The sequence below is a fragment of the Pseudomonas sp. RIT-PI-q genome (genome assembly GCF_001297125.1).
In the GTDB taxonomy this organism is placed as follows: Bacteria; Pseudomonadota; Gammaproteobacteria; order Pseudomonadales; family Pseudomonadaceae; genus Aquipseudomonas.
The window spans coordinates 157,998-179,435 of record NZ_LHPC01000056.1; the positions used below are offsets into that span (position 1 = coordinate 157,998).

A 21,438-nucleotide genomic window follows, 5' to 3' on the forward strand; every position below is an offset into this window, starting at 1 on the left:
AAACCCCGATCAAGCCGTGACAGGATCGGAGCTGAGGAGGGTATTGTTGAGGAGCCGTTGCGCGAGGGTGACCAAACCTTCGTGAAGCCAGCTGACGCCAGTGTGCCCACTCGCATCGATCGCAAGTTAGCCGAAAACGACCTGTTCATAGGTATTGCGGCCATTGCGACAAATCGTCCTTGCCGCCACCCCCCGCCCCTACGAGAATCGAGCCACGACACCGTTCCCTGAAGAAGGATTGCGTCATGATGTACGCCGATTTGATTGACCAGGGAGACCTGTTGGGCCAGCTCAAGGCGTTAGGATTTGCAGTGCCCCCTGGTGCAACTGCTGAGCAGGCCTGCGAATGCGCGGTACGGGGTTTGAACAACGAACGGGCAATGGAACTGCGGACCATGGTCAAGCAGATGTACACCAGCAGCGCGACCATCCTGCCGGCCGTGCGCCAGGCTATCGACAAGCAATTGCTGCCAGCGTTGGCGGAGTATCAACAGAGCCGTAGCGCCTGACAAACCGCCTTCGCGGGCAAGCCCGCTCCCACAGGTTATTCGTGATCCCTGTGGGAGCGGGCTTGCCCGCGATGAAGGCGCCTCGGTTTACAGCCTTACGCTGGCAAACGTCGACTCATTGCGCGCCTGACTCAGCGCCGACAACGGCCCGGACAACGGCGACAGCACCAGCGCTTGCGGCAGCGGCATCATCGCTACTTGCTGGGTGGTGTTGGAACCTACGCGCTCGTCACGCGGCGGAATGCCGAAGTATTCGCGGTAGCACTTGGAGAAGTGCGGCGTGGAAACGAAGCCACACACCGACGCCACTTCGATAATCGACATCGGCGTTTGCTTGAGCAGCTGCCGGGCGCGGATCAGGCGCAGTTTCAGGTAGTAGCGCGACGGCGAACAATGCAGGTATTTCTGGAAAAGACGCTCGAGTTGACGACGGGACACGGCGACATACACCGCCAGTTCGTCGAGGTCGATCGGTTCTTCAAGGTTGGCTTCCATCAGCGCGACGATTTCCTGCAACTTCGGCTGGTTGGTGCCGAGCATGTGCTTGAGCGGCACGCGTTGGTGATCCTGCTCGTTGCGGATGCGCTCGTAGACGAACATTTCCGAAATCGCGGCCGACAGTTCACGTCCATGATCGCGGCTGATCAGGTGCAACATCATGTCCAGCGGCGCGGTGCCGCCGGAGCTGGTGAAACGGTTACGGTCGAGGGTAAACAGGCGAGTGCTCATGGCCACACGCGGGAAAGCTTCCTGCATCGCGGCCAGGCATTCCCAGTGCACGCTGCAATCGAAGCCGTCCAGCAGGCCGGCGCACGCCAGCGCCCAACTGCCGGTGCAGACCGCACCGAGACGGCGCGACTGACGGGCCTGGCTTTGCAGCCATGAGACGTGTTCGCGGGTAACGGTGCGCTGGATGCCGATGCCACCACAGACAATCACGGTGTCCAGGGGCGGTGCTTTGTGCATGGAGCAATCGGGGGTGATCTGCAGACCGTCACTGGCCCAGACCTGACCGCCGTCGACGGTGAGCGTGCTCCAGCGATACAGCTCGCGACCGGACAATTGGTTGGCCATCCGCAGGGGTTCTACGGCGGAGGCCAGAGAAATAAGCGTGAAATTGTCCAGCAGCAGAAAGCCGATGGATTGAGGCGCACGGTTCTGGGGTTGGGCCCCGGAGTTGAACGTCGTCATCGCGGTATCTCCTCACACAAAGCGGGTGATGGCCTCAGGCGGAGGCTCTTGTTATTGCCATCGTTCTCGCGTGGGAGACGGGCTTTGTTATGACAGAGCAATTGCCATGCCTAAAATTGAATGGGCGTTCAATAACTCCTGAAAACGACGTCGCGATGTGTCTGGATATGACGCGCAGGAAGGGTGGAATATAAGTGCCATCAATGGCCGCAATCGCTGTGCCCCGTTGGGTGTGAGCAATTCGGTAGCACTTGTGGGAACAGGCCTGCGGCGACCTGCTGGAGAGTGTCACCGCAAGCACGGGTGATGGACGGTCAAGGTCCGTTTTCAACGTTGTCCGTTTGGATGCCGCTTATCTCTAAGCGACGCGCCAAAACGTGGCGCGTTTTGAATCGGGTGTTCACTTAGCGCGCAGTTTTGACTGGTCTGGCGCTATCGCGGGCAAGCCCGCTCCCACAGGGATTCAAGGTGAGTCTCAATTCTCGAATACACAACAAATCCTGTGGGAGCGGGCTTGCCCGCGATGGGGTCAACTCGGTCTCAGCACTCAACCGCGCTTACAGCCAACCCGCCCCGCGATGTCTCTTTGTATTTGTCATGCATGTCGGCGCCGGTATCACGCATGGTGCGGATCACCCGATCCAGCGAGATAAAGTGCTGACCATCGCCCCGCAACGCCATCTGCGCCGCGTTGATCGCTTTCACCGCGGCAATCGCGTTGCGTTCGATGCACGGCACTTGCACCAGCCCGCCCACCGGGTCGCAGGTCAAGCCTAGGTTGTGTTCCAGGCCGATTTCCGCGGCGTTGCACAGCTGCTCCGGCGTCGCGCCGAGAATCTCCGCCAACCCGGCGGCAGCCATGGCGCAGGCCGAGCCGACTTCACCCTGGCAACCGACTTCCGCGCCGGAGATCGAGGCGTTCTTCTTGCACAGAATCCCCACTGCCGCCGCACTCAGGAAATAGTCGACCACGTTGGCGTCAGTCACCGCCTCGCTGAACTTCATGAAGTAGTGCAACACCGCCGGAATGATCCCCGCCGCGCCGTTGGTGGGCGCCGTCACCATGCGCCCGCCCGCGGCGTTTTCTTCGTTGACCGCCAGGGCGAACAGGTTGACCCATTCCATCGCGCTCAGCGTCGAGCCGATCACGTTCGGTTTCCCCAGCTCTTGCAGGCTGCGATGCAGCTTGGCCGCACGCCGACGCACATTCAGCCCGCCGGGCAAGATGCCTTCGTGCTTGAGGCCCTGCTCCACGCAATCCTGCATCGCCCGCCAGAGTTTCATCAGGCCGGCGCGGATTTCCTCTTCGCTGCGCCAGACCTTCTCGTTGGCCATCATCAATTCGGCCACACGCAAGTTGTGCGTCTGGCAGAGGCTGAGCAGTTCGACGGCGCTGGAGAAGTCATACGGCAACACAGTGCGATCAAGATCCACCACACCGCTGGAGGCTTGTGCTTCATCGACGACAAAACCGCCGCCGATGGAATAGTAGGTGTCGCGATGCAGCTCGCCGTCATCACCTTCAACGATCAAGGTCATGGCATTGGGATGGAACGGCAGGTTTTCGTCGATCAGGCGCATGTCCCGAGCCCAGATGAATGGCACCGACAGGCGACCATCAAGCAGCAGCGTGTGGGTTTCACGCAGGGTCTCGATGCGGATGCCGATTTGCGACGGGTCGATCGCGTCCGGCCACTCGCTCATCAGGCCCATGATCACGGCGTTATCGCTGCCGTGACCGATGCCGGTGGCGGACAGCGAACCATAAAGCTGAACTTCGACGCGCCGCACTTGTTCCAAAAGTCCCTGCTCACGCAAACCTTGCACGAACAGCGCCGCGGCCCGCATAGGCCCCACGGTGTGCGAACTGGAAGGGCCGATGCCGATTTTGAACAGGTCGAAAACGCTGATAGCCATTACTGCCGAACTCCTGGATGTGCCAACTCTGGACGCAAAAGCGCCCAGTGACGGAGCTGCTACGCTCAAGCTGCAATCCGCCGGTATGGCTGCATCATCAGGCTTTTGCCAGGTCGTTCGACGTCTCACACCGACGCACTCTTGTCCACGAACGCCGCGGGCGTTTCACGCTGCGTTTTCGCCGTTTTTTTACGGTTCAGAGGGACAAAGGGGGCTGAAAAAAGCTGTAAACGACGTCACCGACACTGGATGCGACCATCCCTGTACTGGTTACGACGCCCCCTGTAGGCGTCAGATTTTCACTGGTACATGATCGTATCGACTCGATTGCAAGGCGCCGTGGTAGAGCTGTCTAAAAAACGCCATCCAACCGCAACCTATAAGTGCGGTGGTCCAGTCGGAACACTGCCAAAAAAAACACCAAGGAGTCCATCCATGAAAGGTTCCCCGTCGTTGTTGTTGGCCGCCATGCTAAGTCTGCCGTTTCTGGCGCAAGCCGCAGAACCGGCACAATGCAGTACCGTAAACTTCTCCGATGTCGGCTGGACTGACATCACCGCAACAACCGCCACCACCAGCGTCGTCCTCCAGGCCCTGGGCTACAAGACCAAAACCACGATGATTTCCGTGCCGGTGACCTACAAGTCCCTGGCCGACGGCAAGAACATGGACATCTTCCTGGGTAACTGGATGCCGACTATGGAAAACGACATCAAGGCGTATCGTGATGCCGGCACCGTGGACGTGGTGCGCACCAACCTCACCGGCGCCAAGTACACCCTCGCCGTACCGCAAGCGCTGTATGACAAAGGGCTGCATGACTTCGCCGATATTCCGAAATTCAAGAAAGAACTCGACGGCAAGATCTACGGCATCGAACCGGGTAACGATGGCAATCGTCTGATTCAGAGTATGATCGACAAGAACGCCTTCGGCTTGAAAGACGCCGGTTTCAAGATGGTCGAGTCCAGTGAAGCGGGCATGCTGTCGCAAGTCGACCGCGCCCAGAAACGCGACACCGCTGTGGTGTTCCTCGGCTGGGCACCGCACCCGATGAACAAGCGTTTCAAGATCCAATACCTCACCGGTGGTGACGACTTCTTCGGCCCCGACTTTGGTGCCGCCACCGTGGCGACCAACACTCGCAAAGGGTATGTCCAGGAATGCAGCAACGTGGGTCAGCTGCTGAAAAACCTGGAATTCACCGTCGACATGGAAAGCTCGCTGATGGGCAACATCCTGGACGACAAAATGAAGCCTGACGCGGCCGCCAAGGCCTGGCTGAAAAAGAATCCACAGGTCCTCGATACCTGGCTCGCTGGCGTGACCACCATTGACGGTAAACCAGGCCTGGAGGCCGTGAAAGCCAAGCTCGCGCAGTAATCGCTTACGCCGGGCGGGTTCGCTCGCCCGGGCTGTTTATTTCCTTGCATGCGGACGTTCACTACCATGCTGATTGATCAGAAAATACCCTTAGGCCAGTACATCGCGGGCTTCGTTGAATGGTTGACGCAACACGGCGCCAGCACCTTCGACGCAATCGCCGTGTCACTGGAAACGATGATCCACGGCGTGACTTTCGCGCTGACCTGGTTCAACCCGCTGGCATTGATCGGCCTCATCGCGCTACTGGCACACTTCATCCAACGCAAATGGGGCCTGACCGTTTTCGTCATTGCCTCCTTTCTGCTGATCCTCAATCTGGGGTACTGGCAGGAAACCATGGAAACTCTCGCCCAGGTGCTATTCGCGACCCTGGTCTGCGTGGTCATCGGCGTGCCGTTGGGCATCGTCGCCGCGCACAAACCGATGTTCTACACACTGATGCGTCCGGTGCTCGATCTGATGCAGACCGTGCCGACCTTCGTGTACCTCATTCCTACCCTGACCCTCTTCGGTCTCGGTGTGGTCCCGGGCCTGATCTCAACGGTAGTGTTCGCGATTGCCGCGCCTATCCGTCTGACCTACCTGGGTATCCGTGATGTTCCCGCAGAATTGATGGACGCCGGCAAAGCCTTCGGCTGCTCGCGCCGTCAACTGCTCGCGCGCATCGAACTGCCTTACGCCATGCCAAGCATCGCGGCCGGCATCACCCAGTGCATCATGCTGTCGTTGTCGATGGTGGTAATTGCGGCACTGGTGGGCGCCGATGGCCTGGGCAAACCCGTGGTCAACGCACTGAACACTGCTGATATCGCCCTGGGCTTCGAAGCCGGCCTGGCGATCGTACTGCTGGCGATCATGCTCGACCGTATCTGCAAACAACCCGACGCCAAAGTAGGGGGTGACGCATGAGCATTATTCGGTTCGAAGACGTCGATGTAATCTTTTCCAAAGACCCGCGCGAGGCGCTCAAGCTCCTCGACCAGGGCATGACCCGCGACCAGATTCTGAAAAAAACCGGGCAGATCGTCGGCGTTGAGAAGGCCAGCCTGGACGTCGAAAAAGGCGAAATCTGCGTACTGATGGGCCTGTCCGGTTCCGGTAAATCCAGCCTGCTGCGTTGCATCAACGGTCTCAATACCGTCAGCCGTGGCAAGTTGTTCGTCGAGCACGAAGGCAAGCAGATCGACATCGCTTCCTGCACCCCGGCCGAACTGAAAATGATGCGCACCAAGCGCATCGCGATGGTGTTCCAGAAGTTCGCCCTGATGCCTTGGCTGACCGTTCGCGAGAACATCAGCTTCGGCCTGGAGATGCAGGGTCGCCCTGAGAAAGAACGCCGCAAACTGGTAGACGAAAAGCTGGAACTGGTGGGCCTGACCCAGTGGCGCAACAAGAAACCCGACGAGCTCTCTGGTGGTATGCAGCAACGTGTGGGCCTGGCCCGCGCGCTGGCGATGGACGCCGACATCCTGCTGATGGACGAACCGTTCTCGGCACTCGACCCATTGATCCGCCAGGGCCTGCAAGACGAACTGCTGGCGCTGCAAAGCAAGTTGAACAAAACCATCGTGTTCGTGAGTCACGACCTCGATGAAGCACTGAAGCTGGGCAGCCGTATCGCAATCATGAAAGACGGTCGGATCGTCCAGTACAGCAAACCGGAAGAAATCGTGCTGAACCCGGCGGACGACTATGTGCGGACCTTCGTGGCTCACACCAATCCGCTGAACGTGCTGTGCGGTCGCAGCCTGATGCGCACCCTGGACAACTGCAAACGCATCAACGGTTCGGTATGCCTCGATCCGGGCGGCGATTCGTGGCTGGACCTGGCCGAAGGCAACACCATCAAAGGCGCACGCCAGAACGGTGCGAGCCTGGACCTGCAGAACTGGATTCCAGGGCAGGCGGTTGAAGGCCTGGGTCGTCGGCCAACGCTGGTGGACTCGAACATCGGCATGCGCGATGCGCTGCAGATTCGTTACCAGACGGGCAACAAGCTGGTGCTGCACGACAACAACCAAGTGGTCGGGATTCTAGGCGACAGCGAGCTGTATCACGCACTGCTCGGCAAGAACCTGGGGTAAGGCAACAGACACAAAAACGCCGCGAGAGGATCGCGGCGTTTTTGTTTGGACGCGTTATTTGTATCAACACAACCTCTGTAGGAGCTGGCTTGCCAGCGAAAGCGGTGCATCAGATACACCGCGGTGAGGCGTTCGCTGGCAAGCCAGCTCCTACAGGGGAATGCGGTGCATCAGATACACCGCGGTGCAACATTCGCTGGCAAGCCAGCTCCTACAGGGGAATGCAGTGCGTCTGGTGCACCGCGGTGTGGCGTTCGCTGGCAAGCCAGCTCCTACAGGGGAATGCGGTGCATCTGGTGCACCGCGGTGAGGCGTTCGCTGGCAAGCCAGCTCCTACAACTCAGCTATAGACACGGCCAAGGAGCTGCCGATGGCTTTCAAACTGATCGAGCACGTCACGAGTGATCTGATCCTGGGTGAAACCCATCAAATCGTAGTCCTGGCTGCCGTTGTGCAGGTACACCTCGGCGCGGTAGTAACGGGCGCGGGGTTCATCAGCACTTTCAGCCGACACCGTGTCACTCGCCGCCGCCAGGTAACCGTCCAGGCTCACTTCGTAGACAAACGGGTTGCCCTCTTCCATCTCGATCCGCACACCCATGCACCGCTTCGATTTGCCCAGCAACGTCTGCACGTCCAGGCCCTGAGCGCGCAATTGCACCGTCGCGTCTTCCAGCGCCGGGCTGACTTGCTTGTCCATGAAACGCTGAACGATCGACTGGTTCGGCTGCAAGTCCAACTGAGTCAGGCGCTCGCTGAAACCACGACGACCGCGCGCCGCCAACTCGGCTTGTTCCTGTTCGATCTGCACGTCCTGACGCATTGCTTTATGCAAGCCGAACATGAAGAACACCAGCACCACCGAGAACGGCAGACCGGCCAGCACCACCATGGTTTGCATGGCTTCGAAGTTACCGGCGAACAGCAGGCCGATGGTCACCAGAGTGATCACCGCCGACCAGAAAATCCGCAGCCAGTGCGGCGCATCTTCGTCGACGTTGCCGCCCTTGCAGGAAAGGTTGGCCATCATCACCGCGCCGGAATCCGCCGGGGTCAGGAACAGCACAAAACCCACGAAAATCGACACGCCGATCACAATCTTCGACGCCGGGTAATGCTCCAGCAACTGGTAGATCGCCATGGACGGCTGTTCCAGCGCCGTCTTCCCGAGCTCCACCGCGCCGTGGTTCATCACCAGGTCGAGGGCCGAGTTACCGAAGATCGACAGCCACGCCAGGGTGAAGCCCAGCGGAATCAGCAGCACGCCGGCCACCAGTTCACGCACGGTACGACCACGGGAAATACGCGCGATGAACATGCCTACGAATGGCGCCCAGGAAATCCACCAGGCCCAGTAGAACAGGGTCCACAGGCCCAACCAGCGGTCGGACTTGTCACTGTCGCCTTCGTACACATAGAGGTCGAAGGTCTTCAGCACCACGCCGTTCAGGTAGTCACCGACGTTTTGCACAAAGCCGTTGAGCAGGTGCAGGGTCGGGCCGAACAGCAGGACGAAAATCAGCAGACCGCTGAACAACACGATGTTGAGGTTGGACAGGCGACGGATGCCGTTTTCCACGCCCGATACGGCAGCGATGGTCGCCACGGTGCTCATCACGATGATCACGATCAGCAGGTTGGTGTTGCTGTGTTCCATGCCGAACAGGTTTTCCAGCCCGGAAGACACTTGCAGCGAACCGATCCCCAGGTTCGTCACCAGACCCAGCAGGGTCACGAACATGCCAAAGCCGTCCACCGCATGACCGGCTGCGCCTTTGACCCAACGCTCACCGACCAGCGGATACAGCGCCGAACGCAACGCCAGCGGCTGGTTGTGACGATAAGCAAAATACGCCACGGCCAGGCCGACCAATGCGTAGATCGCCCAGCCATGCAGGCCCCAGTGCAGGAACGTCAATTGCACCGCCTGACGCGCGGCCATGTTGCTGGCGGCCACGCCTTCGGGCGGGTTGAAGTAGTGGTCCAGCGGCTCGGAGGCACCGAAGTACAACAGCGAGATGCCGATACCCGACGAGAACAGCATCCCTGCCCAGGCGCCGTAGCTGAAGTCCGGGGTATCGTCCTTGCTGCCCAGCTTGAGTTTGCCGTAGGAGGAAAACGCCAGGCCGACCACGAACACCAGATAAGCGGCAATCACCACCATGTAGTACCAGCCGAAGCTGCGGGACAACCAGGCCTGGGCAATACCGAGCAATCTGCCGGCCTCTTGCGGGGCGATGATCAGAATGGCGGTCAACAATAGAATCAACGCGGTAGAGGTGTAGAACACCCAACCGTTGACCGTCACCTTCTCGGGCGGGGTCTTTATAAGAGAGGCAGAACTCATGGCACAGATGCTCCGGGCAGTGCGGGAGAAGAACACAAGGCAACGCGATACCCGACCAATCGGTTAGTTGGCAGCCGACCAGCGGGTGATATAAAGACACCCCGAAAAAAGCCCGAAGCCCGGGAGCGCCAGTGCGCGTGGGTTTCGAGCGTTTTCGGATGTCGTTTTTCCGCTAACTACGTGTAGGAAAAACCTGTAGGCAGCGACGAATTGTCGCAGATCTTATTCTTTGTTGATTGAACGTTCAATCAAAACAAAATAGACTGGCCTTCAATCCGATAGACGTTTTACGTCCGCCGGAAGGCCTAAGGAGATGTGCAAGATGCCCAAGGTCGGTATGCAACCCATCCGTCGCCAGCAGTTGATCGAAGCCACTTTGCAGGCGGTCGATCAGGTCGGAATGGGGGACGCCAGCATTGCGCTGATCGCCCGTTTGGCCGGTGTCTCGAATGGCATCATCAGTCACTATTTTCAGGACAAGAACGGCCTGATCGCGGCCACCGCGCAGTACCTGATGAGTGTCCTCAGCGAGAACGTCACCGCGCGTCGTCAGGCGCTGGAGGACAGCAGCCCGCGGGCGCACCTTCAGGTGATTATCGAAGGCAACTTCGACGCCAGCCAGGTCAATGGCCCGGCAATGAAAACCTGGCTGGCCTTCTGGGCCACCAGCATGCACCACCCGTCTTTGCACAGGTTGCAGCGGATCAACGATCACCGTCTGTATTCCAACCTGTGCTGCCAGTTCCGCCGTGTATTGCCGCTCGATGACGCGCGCAGTGCAGCTCGAGGCCTGGCAGCCCTCATCGACGGTTTGTGGTTGCGCGGCGCGCTGTCGGGCGATGCTTTCGACACCGAGCAAGCGCACCGCATCGCTTACGAATACATGGATTTCCAATTGGCCAAGCAGGTGAGCTAGAGCACACATAAAACGCTCAGCCCCTGAACCGCCACTGACCCGCGCCGCCCGAGCTACACGGTGCGCCCAGTGGTTACCGCCAACCCACTTATGCTCTTGCGAGGACAATATGGCCCGTTTCGAACTGCAAAAACTCTACATCGATGGCGGCTACAGTGACGCCAGCAGCGACGCCACTTTCGAAGCCATCAACCCGGCTAACGGTGAAGTCCTCGCAACAGTACAACGCGCGACCTTCGACGACGTCGAGCGCGCGGTGGTCAGTGCCGAAAAGGGCCAGAAAATCTGGGCTGCCATGACGGCCATGGAGCGCTCGCGCATCCTGCGTCGCGCCGTCGACATCCTGCGCGAGCGCAACGATGAACTGGCCGCCCTGGAAACCCTGGACACCGGCAAGTCGTACTCCGAAACCAAGTATGTCGACATCGTCACCGGCGCAGACGTGCTGGAATACTACGCAGGCCTGGTGCCGGCCATCGAAGGCGAGCAGATCCCGCTGCGCACCACGTCGTTCGTCTACACCCGTCGCGAGCCGCTGGGTGTTGTCGCCGGTATCGGCGCATGGAACTACCCGATCCAGATCGCCCTGTGGAAATCCGCACCTGCCCTGGCGGCCGGTAACGCGATGATCTTCAAGCCAAGCGAAGTCACGTCCCTGACCACCCTGAAACTGGCCGAGATCTACACTGAAGCAGGCGTTCCGGCTGGCGTGTTCAACGTGTTGACCGGCAGCGGCCGTGAAGTCGGCACCTGGCTGACCGAGCACCCACGCATTGAAAAAATCTCCTTCACCGGCGGCACCGACACCGGCAAGAAGGTCATGGCCAGCGCTTCCGCCTCGTCGCTGAAAGACGTGACCATGGAACTGGGCGGCAAGTCCCCGCTGATCATTTTCGACGACGCCGACCTCGATCGCGCCGCCGACACCGCGATGATGGCCAACTTCTACAGCTCCGGCCAGGTCTGCACCAACGGCACTCGCGTGTTCGTGCCGAGCCACCTGAAAGCCGCGTTCGAAGCCAAGATCGTTGAGCGCGTTGCGCGCATCCGCGTCGGCAACCCGGAAGACGAAAACACCAACTTCGGTCCGCTGGTCAGCTTCGCCCACATGGAAAGCGTGCTGGGTTACATCGCCAAAGGTAAGGAAGAAGGTGCTCGCGTGCTGTGCGGCGGCAGCCGTCTGACCGAAGGCGAGTTCGCCAAAGGCGCCTTCGTGGCCCCGACCGTGTTCACCGACTGCACCGACGAGATGACCATCGTTCGCGAAGAAATCTTCGGCCCGGTGATGAGCATCCTGACTTACGAAACCGAAGAAGAAGTGATCCGTCGTGCCAACGACACCGACTTCGGCCTGGCTGCTGGCGTTGTCACCAAAGACTTGAACCGCGCTCACCGCGTGATTCATCAACTGGAAGCCGGTATCTGCTGGATCAACGCCTGGGGCGAGTCCGACGCGAAGATGCCGGTTGGCGGCTACAAGCAATCGGGTGTTGGCCGTGAGAACGGCATCAGCTCGCTGAACAACTTCACACGCATCAAATCGGTACAGGTCGAACTGGGCGATTACGCCTCGGTGTTCTAAGGCGACATTCGCTTCGCCTGCGAGGCCGCCTTCGCTGGCAAGCCAGCTCCTACAGGGACAGCGCAATACCTGTAGGAGCCGGCTTGCCGGCGATCGGGTGCGAAGCACTCGCTGACCTGAACCAACTTCAAAGAGGGTGCATTTAATGTCCCAAGAATTCGATTACATCATCATCGGTGCCGGCTCGGCTGGTAACACCCTGGCGACCCGTCTGACTGAAGACGAAGGCGTCACCGTCCTGCTGCTCGAAGCCGGCGGCCCGGACTACCGTTTTGACTTCCGCACGCAAATGCCGGCCGCCCTGGCGTTCCCGCTGCAAGGCCGTCGCTACAACTGGGCCTACGAAACCGATCCAGAGCCACACATGGACGGTCGCCGGATGGAATGCGGTCGCGGCAAGGGCCTCGGCGGTTCTTCGCTGATCAACGGCATGTGCTACATCCGCGGCAACGCGATGGACTACGACAACTGGGCCAAACTGCCAGGTCTGGAAGACTGGGACTACCTGAACTGCCTGCCGTATTTCCGCAAGGCCGAAACCCGCGACATCGGCCCGAACGACTACCACGGTGGCGACGGTCCGGTCAGCGTGACCACGCCAAAAGCCGGCAACAACCCGCTGTTCCACGCGATGGTTGAAGCCGGCGTACAGGCCGGTTACCCGCGCACCGAAGACTTGAACGGTTACCAGCAAGAAGGCTTCGGCCCGATGGACCGTACCGTGACGCCGAACGGCCGTCGCGCCAGCACCGCTCGCGGTTACCTGGACGTCGCCAAGAAGCGCTCGACCCTGACCATCGTCACCCACGCCCTGACCGACAAGATCCTGTTCGAAGGCAAGCGTGCAGTCGGCGTGCGTTACCTGATCGGCGCCGCTGAAGAGCGCGTTGAAGTCCGTGCCCGCAAAGAAGTGCTGCTGTGCTCCGGCGCGATCGCTTCGCCGCAGATCTTGCAACGCTCCGGTGTCGGCCCGGCCGACCTGCTGAACAAGCTCGACATCCCGGTGGTCCACGACCTGCCAGGCGTCGGCGAAAACCTGCAGGATCACCTTGAGTTGTACCTGCAATACGCCTGCACCCAACCGGTCTCGCTGTACCCGTCGCTGCTCTGGTACAACCAGCCGGCCATTGGTGCCGAGTGGCTGTTCAACGGCACCGGCATCGGCGCCAGCAACCAGTTCGAAGCCGGCGGTTTCATCCGCACCCGCGAAGAATTCGATTGGCCGAACATCCAGTACCACTTCCTGCCGGTCGCGATTAACTACAACGGCAGCAACGGGGTGAAAGAACACGGCTTCCAGGCGCACATGGGTTCCATGCGTTCGCCGAGCCGCGGTCGCATCCAGGCCAAGTCGAAGGACCCGCGCGAGTACCCGAGCATTCTGTTCAATTACATGGCCACCGAGCAGGACTGGCAGGAATTCCGCGATGGCATCCGCCTGACCCGTGAAATCATGCAACAGCCGGCGCTGGACGCTTTCCGTGGCCGCGAAATCAGCCCGGGCATCGACGTGCAAACCGATGAGCAGCTGGACAAGTTCATCCGCGAACACGCCGAAACCGCGTTCCACCCGTCCTGCTCGTGCAAGATGGGCACCGACGAAATGGCCGTGGTTGACGCTGAAGGTCGCGTGCATGGCCTGCAAAGCCTGCGGGTGGTCGATGCTTCGATCATGCCGATCATCACCACCGGCAACCTGAACGCGCCAACGATCATGATCGCCGAGAAAATCGCCGACAAGATTCGTGGCCGCCAGCCATTGCCGCGCAGCAAGGCGGCTTACTTCGTCGCCGGTGATGCGCCGGTGCGTGGCAAGCCGTTGCGGGATGTGAGCCCAACCGCGCAGTAAGACGTTAGACCGAGGCGCGGCCTTCGCGGGCAAGCCTCGCTCCTACAGGGGATCGTGTTTCCTTGTAGGAGCGAGGCTTGCCCGCGAAGAGGCCCTCACGCCCCATACACAAACTCCTGATACACCCCGCTAATCCTTTCCCACACCGCTCCGCCCTTGATCCTACCCCCGCGCAGGCCTACTCTAGCGCCACGCAAACGATTCACCCCCTCGCAACGCCGCTTCGCCGCCACTCCATACCAAGGAGGTTCCCGAATGTTCGATTTCCACCCCCAGCTCAAGCAGCGTTTTGCTGCCTTGCGCACGGGCGCTGAATTCTTTTCGCTGCGTTATGTGCGCGAGTCCGGTCAGTACCTGTCGGTGCGCAAGAATGTCGCCGAACCTCCGAGCCTGAGCCGTGACGAAGGCGCGATGCTGACCGTTCGAGTCAACGGCGTCGAAGCCTATGCCGCGACCAATGACCTGTCGCAACAAGGCTTGCAAGCGGCCCTCGACCGCGCCGAGCAACAAGCCCGTCTGCTCAAGCCCCACGCCCTGCTGGACCTGCGCGAGCAAGCCGTTTCCAGTGACCGCGCCGATTACTTTTCGCCGAACCACGACCAGCCTTTTCCGTCCCTGAGCGACTGCTACCAACTGCTCGGCGCCGAATCCGCCGCCGTGCCCAAGGACGACCGGCTGGTGAACTGGCAGGTGAGCATTGGCATCACCCACGTCGAGCAGATCTACCTCAGCAGCGCCGGTGCCGAGCTGCGCCAGGCCCAGCGTTTCGTCTACCCGAGCCTGGAAGTCACCGCCTATGACGGCAGCGACAGCCAGACCCGCACCCTCGGCCGCGAGAACTTCGGCCAGCAAGGTGGCTTCGATGTGATCAGCCGCTGCGGCCTGGTCGGTGCCGGTCCGAAAATCGCCGATCAGGCGCTGCAATTGCTGCTGGCGCCGAACACCCCGCAAGGCCCGCGCGACCTGCTGCTGATGCCCGACCAGATGATGCTGCAGATCCACGAATCCATCGGTCACCCGCTGGAACTCGACCGCATCCTCGGCGATGAGCGCAATTACGCCGGCACCAGTTTCGTCAAGGCAGAAGACTTCGGCAGCCTGCAATACGGCTCGAAACTCCTCAACGTGACCTTCGACCCGGACATTCCCGAGCAACTCGCCAGTTACGGCCATGACGACGACGGCACGGCCGCCAGCAAGCAATTTCTGATCAAAGAAGGCCTGCTCCTGCGGCCACTGGGTGGTGCGCTGTCGCAGTTCCGTGCCGGTATGGACGGTGTCGCCAACAGCCGTGCCTGCGGCTGGAAACGTCCGCCGATCGACCGCATGGCCAACCTGAACATCGAGCCCGGCGATCAACCGCTGGAGCAACTGATCGGTGGGATCGAGAACGGCATTTTGATGAGCACCAACCGCTCGTGGTCCATCGATGACGCGCGCAACAAGTTCCAGTTCGGCTGCGAATGGGGCCAGTTGATCGAAAACGGCGAACTGAAAGGCGTGGTTAAGAACCCTAACTACCGGGCGATTTCCGCGCACTTCTGGAAAAGCCTCAGCGCCGTCGGCGACGCCAGCACCTTCAAGGTCCTCGGCACGCCGAACTGCGGCAAGGGCGAACCGAATCAGGTGATCCGCGTCGGCCATGCCTCGCCGGCCTGCGTGTTCAGCCATGTGGATGTGTTTGGGGGAGATGCCTGATGAGCACTTCAAAAAATCAGGCCGATGCGTTCAAGGCACTGGTCAACTGGCTGCGCGAGGCGATTCGCGAGCCGGAACAATTCACCCTCAGCTACGCCGCCGAATCGTCGGCCTTCGTGCGTTTCAACCACGCCAAAGTGCGTCAGGCCGGGCAAGTCCAGCAGGCGAGCATTGGTTTCAAACTGATCAATGAGGGTCGCCATGCCGACCTCGACATCACCCTCTCCGGTGATGCGCAAGTCGATGTCCAGCGCCTGGCTGAAGGTCTGCAACAGCTGCGCGAAACTCTGCCGCTGCTGCCGCAGGACCCGTACCTGCTGTTGAATCACAATGGCTGGCAGAGCAAAAACGTGCAGGAGCATCCACTGCCAGATACCGAGCAGGTCGTGGCTGAAATTGCCCACGCCGCCGAAGGGCTGGATCTGGTGGGCTTCTATGCGGCCGGTCCGATCAGTCGCGGTTTCGCCAGTTCTTCAGGAGCGTTCGGCTGGCATCAGGCCAACAGCTTTAATTTCGATTTCAGCCTGTTCCATGAAAATGGCCAAGCAGTGAAAGCCAGTTACGCCGGGCACGACTGGAACAGCGAAGACTTCGCCAAACGCTTCCAGCAGGCTCGTGAGCAATTGGCGTTTCTCGGTCGGCCACTGCGCACCTTGGCACCGGGTCAGTACCGCGCTTACCTGGCGCCGGCAGCCATGGGCGAAATCATGGACATGCTCGGCTGGGGCGGTTTTTCCGCGCAGGCGATCGCCAGCAAAGGCAGCCCGTTGCAGAAGCTCTACGGCGGCGACAGTTCGTTCAGTGCGCTGGTTTCGGTCGATGAAAAGGTCAGCGGTTCCCTGAGCCCGGCGTTTTCCGGTGAAGGTTATCCACGCAGTGATCTGGGGTTGATCGTCGAAGGCAAGGCCGGTGCACAAATGGTCAGCTCTCGCAGTGCAGCCGAATATGGCCTGACGGCCAACGGTGCCAGCGGTGGTGAGATGCCAAGCGCCTTGAACATGAAGGCAGGCGTGTTGCCCGAGGCTGAAATCCTCAAGCAACTGGGCACCGGGCTGTACATCAGCAACCTCTGGTACTTGAACTACTCGGACCAACCCGCGGCGCGCCTGACCGGCATGACGCGGTTCGCGACGTTCTGGGTAGAGAACGGCGAGATTCAGGCGCCGGTGAGCACCATGCGCTTTGATGACAGCGCCTACAGCTTGCTCGGTTCGCAGCTTGAAGCGCTGACCGAGGAGCGGGAATTGCTGCTGTCAGCCAGCACGTACAGCCAGCGGGCGACGGCGTCGGCGTTGCTGCCGGGCGCGCTGATCAGCCAACTCACCTTAACCCTGTAGACACGCGACACCTGTGGGAGCTGGCTTGCCAGCGAAGGCGGCCTGTCAGACAACCATTGCGCTGAATGTTCTGGCCTCTTCGCTGGCAAGCCAGCTCCTACAAGGAACAGAGATTTTCATACCCATGCCCAACCGCCTGCCTCTCGACGCTGTCACCGCCCGCTGGGTGCCGTGGGTCGTCGCCATTGCGTTCTTCATGCAGTCCCTCGACGGGACAATCCTCAACACCGCCCTGCCCGCCATGGCCCGAGATCTGGCGGAAGATCCGTTGCGCATGCAGGGGGTCATCATCGCCTACATGCTCACCGTCGCCTTGTTGATCCCGGCCTCGGGCTGGATCGCCGATCGTTTCGGCACCAAGAAGATTTTCTTCAGCGCGATTCTGTTGTTCAGTATCGGTTCGTTGCTGTGTGCGCTGTCGAGCACACTGAGCACGCTGATCGGCGCCCGAGTGATCCAGGGCCTGGGCGGCGCGTTGATGCTGCCGGTCGGGCGATTGGTGGTGCTGCGCGCCTACCCGCGCTCGGAACTGGTGCGGATCATGGGCTTCATCACCATTCCTGGCCTGCTCGGCCCGTTGATCGGCCCGACCATGGGCGGCTGGATGGTTCAATACCTGACCTGGCACTGGATCTTCCTGATCAACCTGCCGGTGGGCGCCATCGGTTGCTACGCCGTGTGGAAGTTCATCCCCGACCTGCGCGGCACCGAACGTACCCGTTTCGATAGCCTGGGCTTTTTACTGTTCGGCGCGGCGATGGTGTTGATCACCATCGCCATGGAAGGCCTCGGCGAGTTGCACCTGCCGCACTTGCGCGTGATGTTGCTGCTGTTCGGCGGCATGGCGTGTCTCGCGGCCTATTGGCTGCGAGCCGGGCACATCGATAATCCGCTGTTCGCGCCGTCACTGTTCAAGACCCGAACCTTTGCCGTGGGTATCCTCGGCAATCTGTTCGCTCGCTTGGGCAGCGGCGCGCTGCCGTTCCTCGTGCCGTTGCTGCTGCAAGTGGCGCTGGGTTATTCGCCGTCGCAGGCCGGGATGAGCATGTTGCCACTGGCGGCGGCGGCGATGGTCGCCAAGTCGGTGGCGCGGCCGCTGATCGAACGGCTGGGCTATCGCATTGTGCTGACCGGCAACACGCTGGCGTTGGGACTCATGCTCGCGAGCATGGGCCTGGTCAGTGAGCAGACGCCCTATTGGTTGCTGCTGGTCATGCTATCGATTCTGGGCGCGATCAACTCTTTGCAGTTCACCGCGATGAACACCGTGACCTTGATCGACCTCGACGACGCCAGCGCCAGCAGCGGCAACAGCTTGCTGTCGGTGGTCGCGCAATTGTCCTTGAGCCTCGGTGTAGCCTGCGCCGGTGCGCTGCTCGGCGGATTCACGGCAGAGGTCGGAAACGATGGCGTGGACACGGTTCTTGGCGCGTTCCAATTGACCTTCGTCACCGTCGGAATCATGGCGATGCTGGCCGCGACGATCTTCTCGCAGCTTTCCCCAGCGGATGGCCGACGGACGGTCAGTCGCGAACACGACATAGAACACTGACCTGTAGCAGCTGCCGAGGCATGAGGCTGCGTTGCGTGTCCGCAGGACCGCCCTCGGGGGTCGCTTCGCAACCCGACGCAGCCTCGTGCCTCGGCAGCTGCTACAGGGTTACTCGTCTAGAATTTGCAGGTGCAGAGCCTGGGACTGATACACTGCGCGACATTTTGTTTTGCAGGCCAGTCCCGTGACCACCATCGCCACCGCTTTTAATACTTTGCCGCTGTCCGCCGCCATGCTGGCTAACCTCGACTCCCTCGGTTATGCCCAGATGACGCCGATCCAGGCGCAAAGCTTGCCGGTGATCCTCAAGGGGATGGACCTGATCGCGCAAGCCAAGACCGGCAGCGGCAAGACCGCCGCCTTCGGTATCGGCCTGTTGAACCCGATCAATCCGCGCTTCTTCGGTTGCCAGGCACTGGTGATTTGCCCGACTCGCGAACTCGCGGATCAGGTCGCCAAGGAACTCCGTCGTCTGGCCCGCGCCGAAGACAACATCAAGATTCTGACCTTGTGCGGCGGCGTGTCCTTCGGCCCACAAATCGGCTCCCTGGAGCACGGCGCGCACATCATCGTTGGCACTCCGGGCCGTATTCAGCAGCATTTGCGCAAAGGTTCGCTGGTGCTCCATGGCCTGAACACGCTGATCCTCGACGAAGCCGACCGCATGCTCGACATGGGTTTCTACGACTCGATCGAAGAAATCATCGCCCAGACGCCGGAACGTCGCCAGACCCTGCTGTTCTCCGCCACGTACCCGTCGGGCATCAAGCAACTGGCGGCCAAGTTCATGCGCAACCCTCAGATCGTGAAAGCCGAGGCGTTCCATGACGACACGCAGATCGAGCAGCGTTTCTACGAAATCTCCCCCGACGACCGCATGAGCGCTGTGACCAAGGTGCTTGGCCACTTCCGCCCTGCCTCCTGCGTGGCGTTCTGCTTCACCAAGCAGCAGGTTCAGGAAACCGTCGATCACCTGACGTCCAAAGGCATCTCTGCCGTCGGCCTGCATGGCGATCTGGAACAGCGTGATCGCGATCAAGTGCTGGCCATGTTCTCCAACCGCAGTACCTCGGTACTGGTTGCCACCGACGTCGCCGCTCGCGGTCTGGACATCGATGCGCTGGACATGGTGATCAACGTTGAGTTGGCCCGTGACTCGGAAATCCACATTCACCGTGTGGGTCGTACCGGCCGCGCGGGTGAAAAAGGCATCGCGATCAGCCTGGTCGCGCCGTCCGAAGCGCACCGCGCCCAAGCCATCGAGCTACTGCAGAAGTCGCCGTTGAACTGGGATCTGGTGGACAACCTCACGTCCCAGGGCGGCGCCCCGCTGCTGCCGGCCATGAGCACGTTGTGCATCGGCGCCGGCCGTAAAGACAAGGTTCGCCCGGGTGACATTCTGGGTGCTCTGACCGGCGACGCCGGTATTCCGGGCGCGCAGGTTGGCAAAATTGCGATCTTCGATTTCCAGGCGTATGTGGCCGTTGAACGCGGAATCGCCAAACAGGCCTTGCAGCGCCTGAACGACGGCAAGATCAAAGGCCGCTCGTTGCGCGTGCGCATTTTGTAAGAACGCCACCGCCCCCCCTGTAGGAGCAAGGCTTGCCCGCGAAGGGGACCGCAAGGCCGCCAAAAGCTTCGCGGGCAAGCCTCGCTCCTACAAGGGCGGCGTAAGCTTTGAGATTTGTGTGAGGACACCGTTTTGCGCTCTACCGAAGTCGTGATCATTGGCGCTGGCGCCGCTGGGTTGATGTGTGCGCTGACCGCCGCCGGGCGCGGGCGCAAAGTGATGTTGCTCGACCACGCCAACAAGGCCGGCAAGAAAATCCTGATGTCCGGCGGTGGCCGCTGCAATTTCACCAACATGTACACCGAACCGGGCAATTTTCTCTCGCAGAACGAACACTTCTGCAAATCCGCACTGGCGCGCTACACCCAGTGGGATTTCATCGGCATGGTCGCCAAGCACGGTGTGCCGTACCACGAGAAAAAACTCGGCCAGCTGTTCTGCGATAACAAATCCAGCGACATCCTTGAGATGCTGCTCAACGAGTGCGATCAGGTTGGCGTCAGCCTGCACCTGGACACCTCGATCCAGACCATCGAGAAGCTCGAAAGCGGTTACCTGCTGGACACCACGCTCGGCCAGATCACCTGCGAATCGCTGGTGATCGCCACCGGCGGCCTGTCGATCCCGACCCTGGGCGCGACCGGTTTCGGCTATCAAGTGGCCAAGCAGTTCGGCCACGACTTGCTGCCGACCCGCGCCGGGCTGGTGCCATTCACCATCACCGATCAGCTCAAGGAGCTTTGCACCGAGCTGTCCGGTACGTCGGTGGATTGCCTGGTGAGCTGCAACGAGCAGAGCTTCCGCGAGAACATTCTGTTCACCCACCGCGGCCTCAGTGGTCCGGCGATTTTGCAGATTTCTTCGTTCTGGGAATCCGGCGACACGGTCGAAATCAACCTGATGCCGGACCATGATGTGCCGAGCTGGCTGCAACAGCAGCAGGCCGAACGCCCTAACAGTGAATTGAAAACCCTGCTCGGCGAAATCTTCACCAAGAAGATGGCCAACCTGTTGGCGGATAACTGGTTCGTCTCCAAACCGATGAAGCAGTACACCCACGCGGAACTGGCGGACGTTGCCGACAAACTGGCGAGCTGGAAAGTCGTACCGGCGGGCACCGAAGGCTACCGCACTGCCGAAGTGACCCTGGGTGGCGTTGATACCCACGAAGTCTCGTCCAAGACCATGGAATCGCTGAAAAGCCCCGGCCTGTACTTCATCGGCGAAGTGCTCGACGTGACTGGGCATCTGGGCGGCTTCAACTTCCAGTGGGCCTGGGCCTCGGGCTACGCGGCTGCGCAATACGTCTGACCGACCGCGTTATCGTTCTTCGCGGGCAAGCCTCGCTCCTACAGGTCCTGCGGTGATCTTGTAGGAGCGAGGCTTGCCCGCGAAGGCGTCCCGACAGGCAACATCGAACTCAAGGAACAGATTTTGCTGTCAGATGTGATCGGCGCCATTGCGTCGGCGTCATTACTGGCTCAATTTAGCGGCATTGCC

Annotated in this window: 15 protein-coding genes; 12 read left to right on the top strand and 3 right to left on the bottom strand. The window is 60.6% G+C overall.

Annotated elements, in window-relative coordinates; genetic code table 11:
* The first annotated feature begins 245 nt into the window (after positions 1-245).
* On the top strand, positions 246-509 hold the full coding sequence (locus AEQ67_RS30540) for a hypothetical protein (protein WP_059407470.1): 264 nt from the start codon (positions 246-248) through the stop codon (positions 507-509).
* Positions 510-596: 87 nt separating this feature from the next.
* On the opposite strand, the gene AEQ67_RS30545 is transcribed toward AEQ67_RS30540, so the two are convergent.
* Positions 597-1,700, bottom strand: a complete 1,104-nt coding sequence (locus AEQ67_RS30545) for a GlxA family transcriptional regulator (RefSeq protein WP_059407471.1) — start codon at positions 1,698-1,700, stop codon at positions 597-599.
* Between the two features lie 540 nt (positions 1,701-2,240).
* Positions 2,241-3,617, bottom strand: coding sequence for an L-serine ammonia-lyase (locus AEQ67_RS30550; protein WP_059407472.1), 1,377 nt, complete (start codon positions 3,615-3,617; stop codon positions 2,241-2,243).
* Between the two features lie 435 nt (positions 3,618-4,052).
* Here AEQ67_RS30550 and AEQ67_RS30555 point away from each other — a divergent pair, with 435 nt between their 5' ends.
* From AEQ67_RS30555 to choV, 3 genes are all read left to right on the top strand, one after another.
* On the top strand, positions 4,053-5,000 hold the full coding sequence (locus AEQ67_RS30555) for a choline ABC transporter substrate-binding protein (protein WP_059407473.1): 948 nt from the start codon (positions 4,053-4,055) through the stop codon (positions 4,998-5,000).
* Between the two features lie 66 nt (positions 5,001-5,066).
* Positions 5,067-5,912: a choline ABC transporter permease subunit gene (gene choW / locus AEQ67_RS30560; protein ID WP_059407474.1), complete on the top strand. Its 846-nt coding sequence runs from the start codon at positions 5,067-5,069 to the stop codon at positions 5,910-5,912.
* Complete coding sequence (choV, locus tag AEQ67_RS30565) at positions 5,909-7,087, top strand: choline ABC transporter ATP-binding protein (RefSeq protein ID WP_059407475.1); 1,179 nt, start codon at positions 5,909-5,911, stop codon at positions 7,085-7,087. The genes choW and choV overlap by 4 nt, the downstream gene beginning before the upstream one ends.
* A gap of 340 nt (positions 7,088-7,427) precedes the next feature.
* On the opposite strand, the gene AEQ67_RS30570 is transcribed toward choV, so the two are convergent.
* Positions 7,428-9,377 (bottom strand): BCCT family transporter, encoded by a 1,950-nt coding sequence (locus AEQ67_RS30570; RefSeq protein WP_236710429.1) that lies wholly within the window; start codon positions 9,375-9,377, stop codon positions 7,428-7,430.
* 379 nt (positions 9,378-9,756) lie between these two features.
* Here AEQ67_RS30570 and betI point away from each other — a divergent pair, with 379 nt between their 5' ends.
* The 8 genes from betI (at position 9,757) to AEQ67_RS30610 (ending at position 21,249) form a co-directional block, all read left to right on the top strand.
* Positions 9,757-10,350, top strand: a complete 594-nt coding sequence (betI, locus tag AEQ67_RS30575) for a transcriptional regulator BetI (protein WP_010466984.1) — start codon at positions 9,757-9,759, stop codon at positions 10,348-10,350.
* Positions 10,351-10,459: 109 nt separating this feature from the next.
* A complete protein-coding gene (betB, locus tag AEQ67_RS30580) occupies positions 10,460-11,932 on the top strand; it encodes a betaine-aldehyde dehydrogenase (RefSeq protein ID WP_059407477.1) in 1,473 nt (490 codons plus the stop codon).
* Between the two features lie 145 nt (positions 11,933-12,077).
* Positions 12,078-13,781: a choline dehydrogenase gene (gene betA, locus AEQ67_RS30585; protein ID WP_059407478.1), complete on the top strand. Its 1,704-nt coding sequence runs from the start codon at positions 12,078-12,080 to the stop codon at positions 13,779-13,781.
* Between the two features lie 255 nt (positions 13,782-14,036).
* On the top strand, positions 14,037-15,479 hold the full coding sequence (locus tag AEQ67_RS30590; protein WP_059407479.1) for a TldD/PmbA family protein: 1,443 nt from the start codon (positions 14,037-14,039) through the stop codon (positions 15,477-15,479).
* Positions 15,479-16,816, top strand: a complete 1,338-nt coding sequence (locus AEQ67_RS30595) for a TldD/PmbA family protein (RefSeq protein ID WP_059407480.1) — start codon at positions 15,479-15,481, stop codon at positions 16,814-16,816. Before AEQ67_RS30590 ends, AEQ67_RS30595 begins: the two co-directional genes overlap by 1 nt.
* Before the next feature lie 124 nt (positions 16,817-16,940).
* A complete protein-coding gene (gene mdtD / locus AEQ67_RS30600) occupies positions 16,941-18,368 on the top strand; it encodes a multidrug transporter subunit MdtD (RefSeq protein ID WP_059407481.1) in 1,428 nt (475 codons plus the stop codon).
* 184 nt (positions 18,369-18,552) lie between these two features.
* Positions 18,553-19,938 carry an ATP-dependent RNA helicase DbpA gene (gene dbpA / locus AEQ67_RS30605; protein ID WP_059407482.1) on the top strand — a complete coding sequence of 462 codons (1,386 nt, stop codon included), beginning with the start codon at positions 18,553-18,555 and terminating at the stop codon, positions 19,936-19,938.
* 132 nt (positions 19,939-20,070) lie between these two features.
* Positions 20,071-21,249 (top strand): NAD(P)/FAD-dependent oxidoreductase, encoded by a 1,179-nt coding sequence (locus tag AEQ67_RS30610; protein WP_059407483.1) that lies wholly within the window; start codon positions 20,071-20,073, stop codon positions 21,247-21,249.
* Positions 21,250-21,438: the final 189 nt, after the last annotated feature.

Excerpts from the sequence above, each read along its gene's own strand:
- AEQ67_RS30540 (WP_059407470.1), top strand. The coding sequence starts at position 246 with ATGATGTACGCCGATTTGATTGACCAGGGAGACCTGTTGGGCCAGCTC.
- AEQ67_RS30545 (WP_059407471.1), bottom strand. The coding sequence starts at position 1,700 with ATGACGACGTTCAACTCCGGGGCCCAACCCCAGAACCGTGCGCCTCAA.
- AEQ67_RS30550 (WP_059407472.1), bottom strand. The coding sequence starts at position 3,617 with ATGGCTATCAGCGTTTTCGACCTGTTCAAAATCGGCATCGGCCCTTCC.
- AEQ67_RS30555 (WP_059407473.1), top strand. The coding sequence starts at position 4,053 with ATGAAAGGTTCCCCGTCGTTGTTGTTGGCCGCCATGCTAAGTCTGCCG.
- choW (WP_059407474.1), top strand. The coding sequence starts at position 5,067 with ATGCTGATTGATCAGAAAATACCCTTAGGCCAGTACATCGCGGGCTTC.
- choV (WP_059407475.1), top strand. The coding sequence starts at position 5,909 with ATGAGCATTATTCGGTTCGAAGACGTCGATGTAATCTTTTCCAAAGAC.
- betI (WP_010466984.1), top strand. The coding sequence starts at position 9,757 with ATGCCCAAGGTCGGTATGCAACCCATCCGTCGCCAGCAGTTGATCGAA.
- betB (WP_059407477.1), top strand. The coding sequence starts at position 10,460 with ATGGCCCGTTTCGAACTGCAAAAACTCTACATCGATGGCGGCTACAGT.
- betA (WP_059407478.1), top strand. The coding sequence starts at position 12,078 with ATGTCCCAAGAATTCGATTACATCATCATCGGTGCCGGCTCGGCTGGT.
- AEQ67_RS30590 (WP_059407479.1), top strand. The coding sequence starts at position 14,037 with ATGTTCGATTTCCACCCCCAGCTCAAGCAGCGTTTTGCTGCCTTGCGC.
- AEQ67_RS30595 (WP_059407480.1), top strand. The coding sequence starts at position 15,479 with ATGAGCACTTCAAAAAATCAGGCCGATGCGTTCAAGGCACTGGTCAAC.
- mdtD (WP_059407481.1), top strand. The coding sequence starts at position 16,941 with ATGCCCAACCGCCTGCCTCTCGACGCTGTCACCGCCCGCTGGGTGCCG.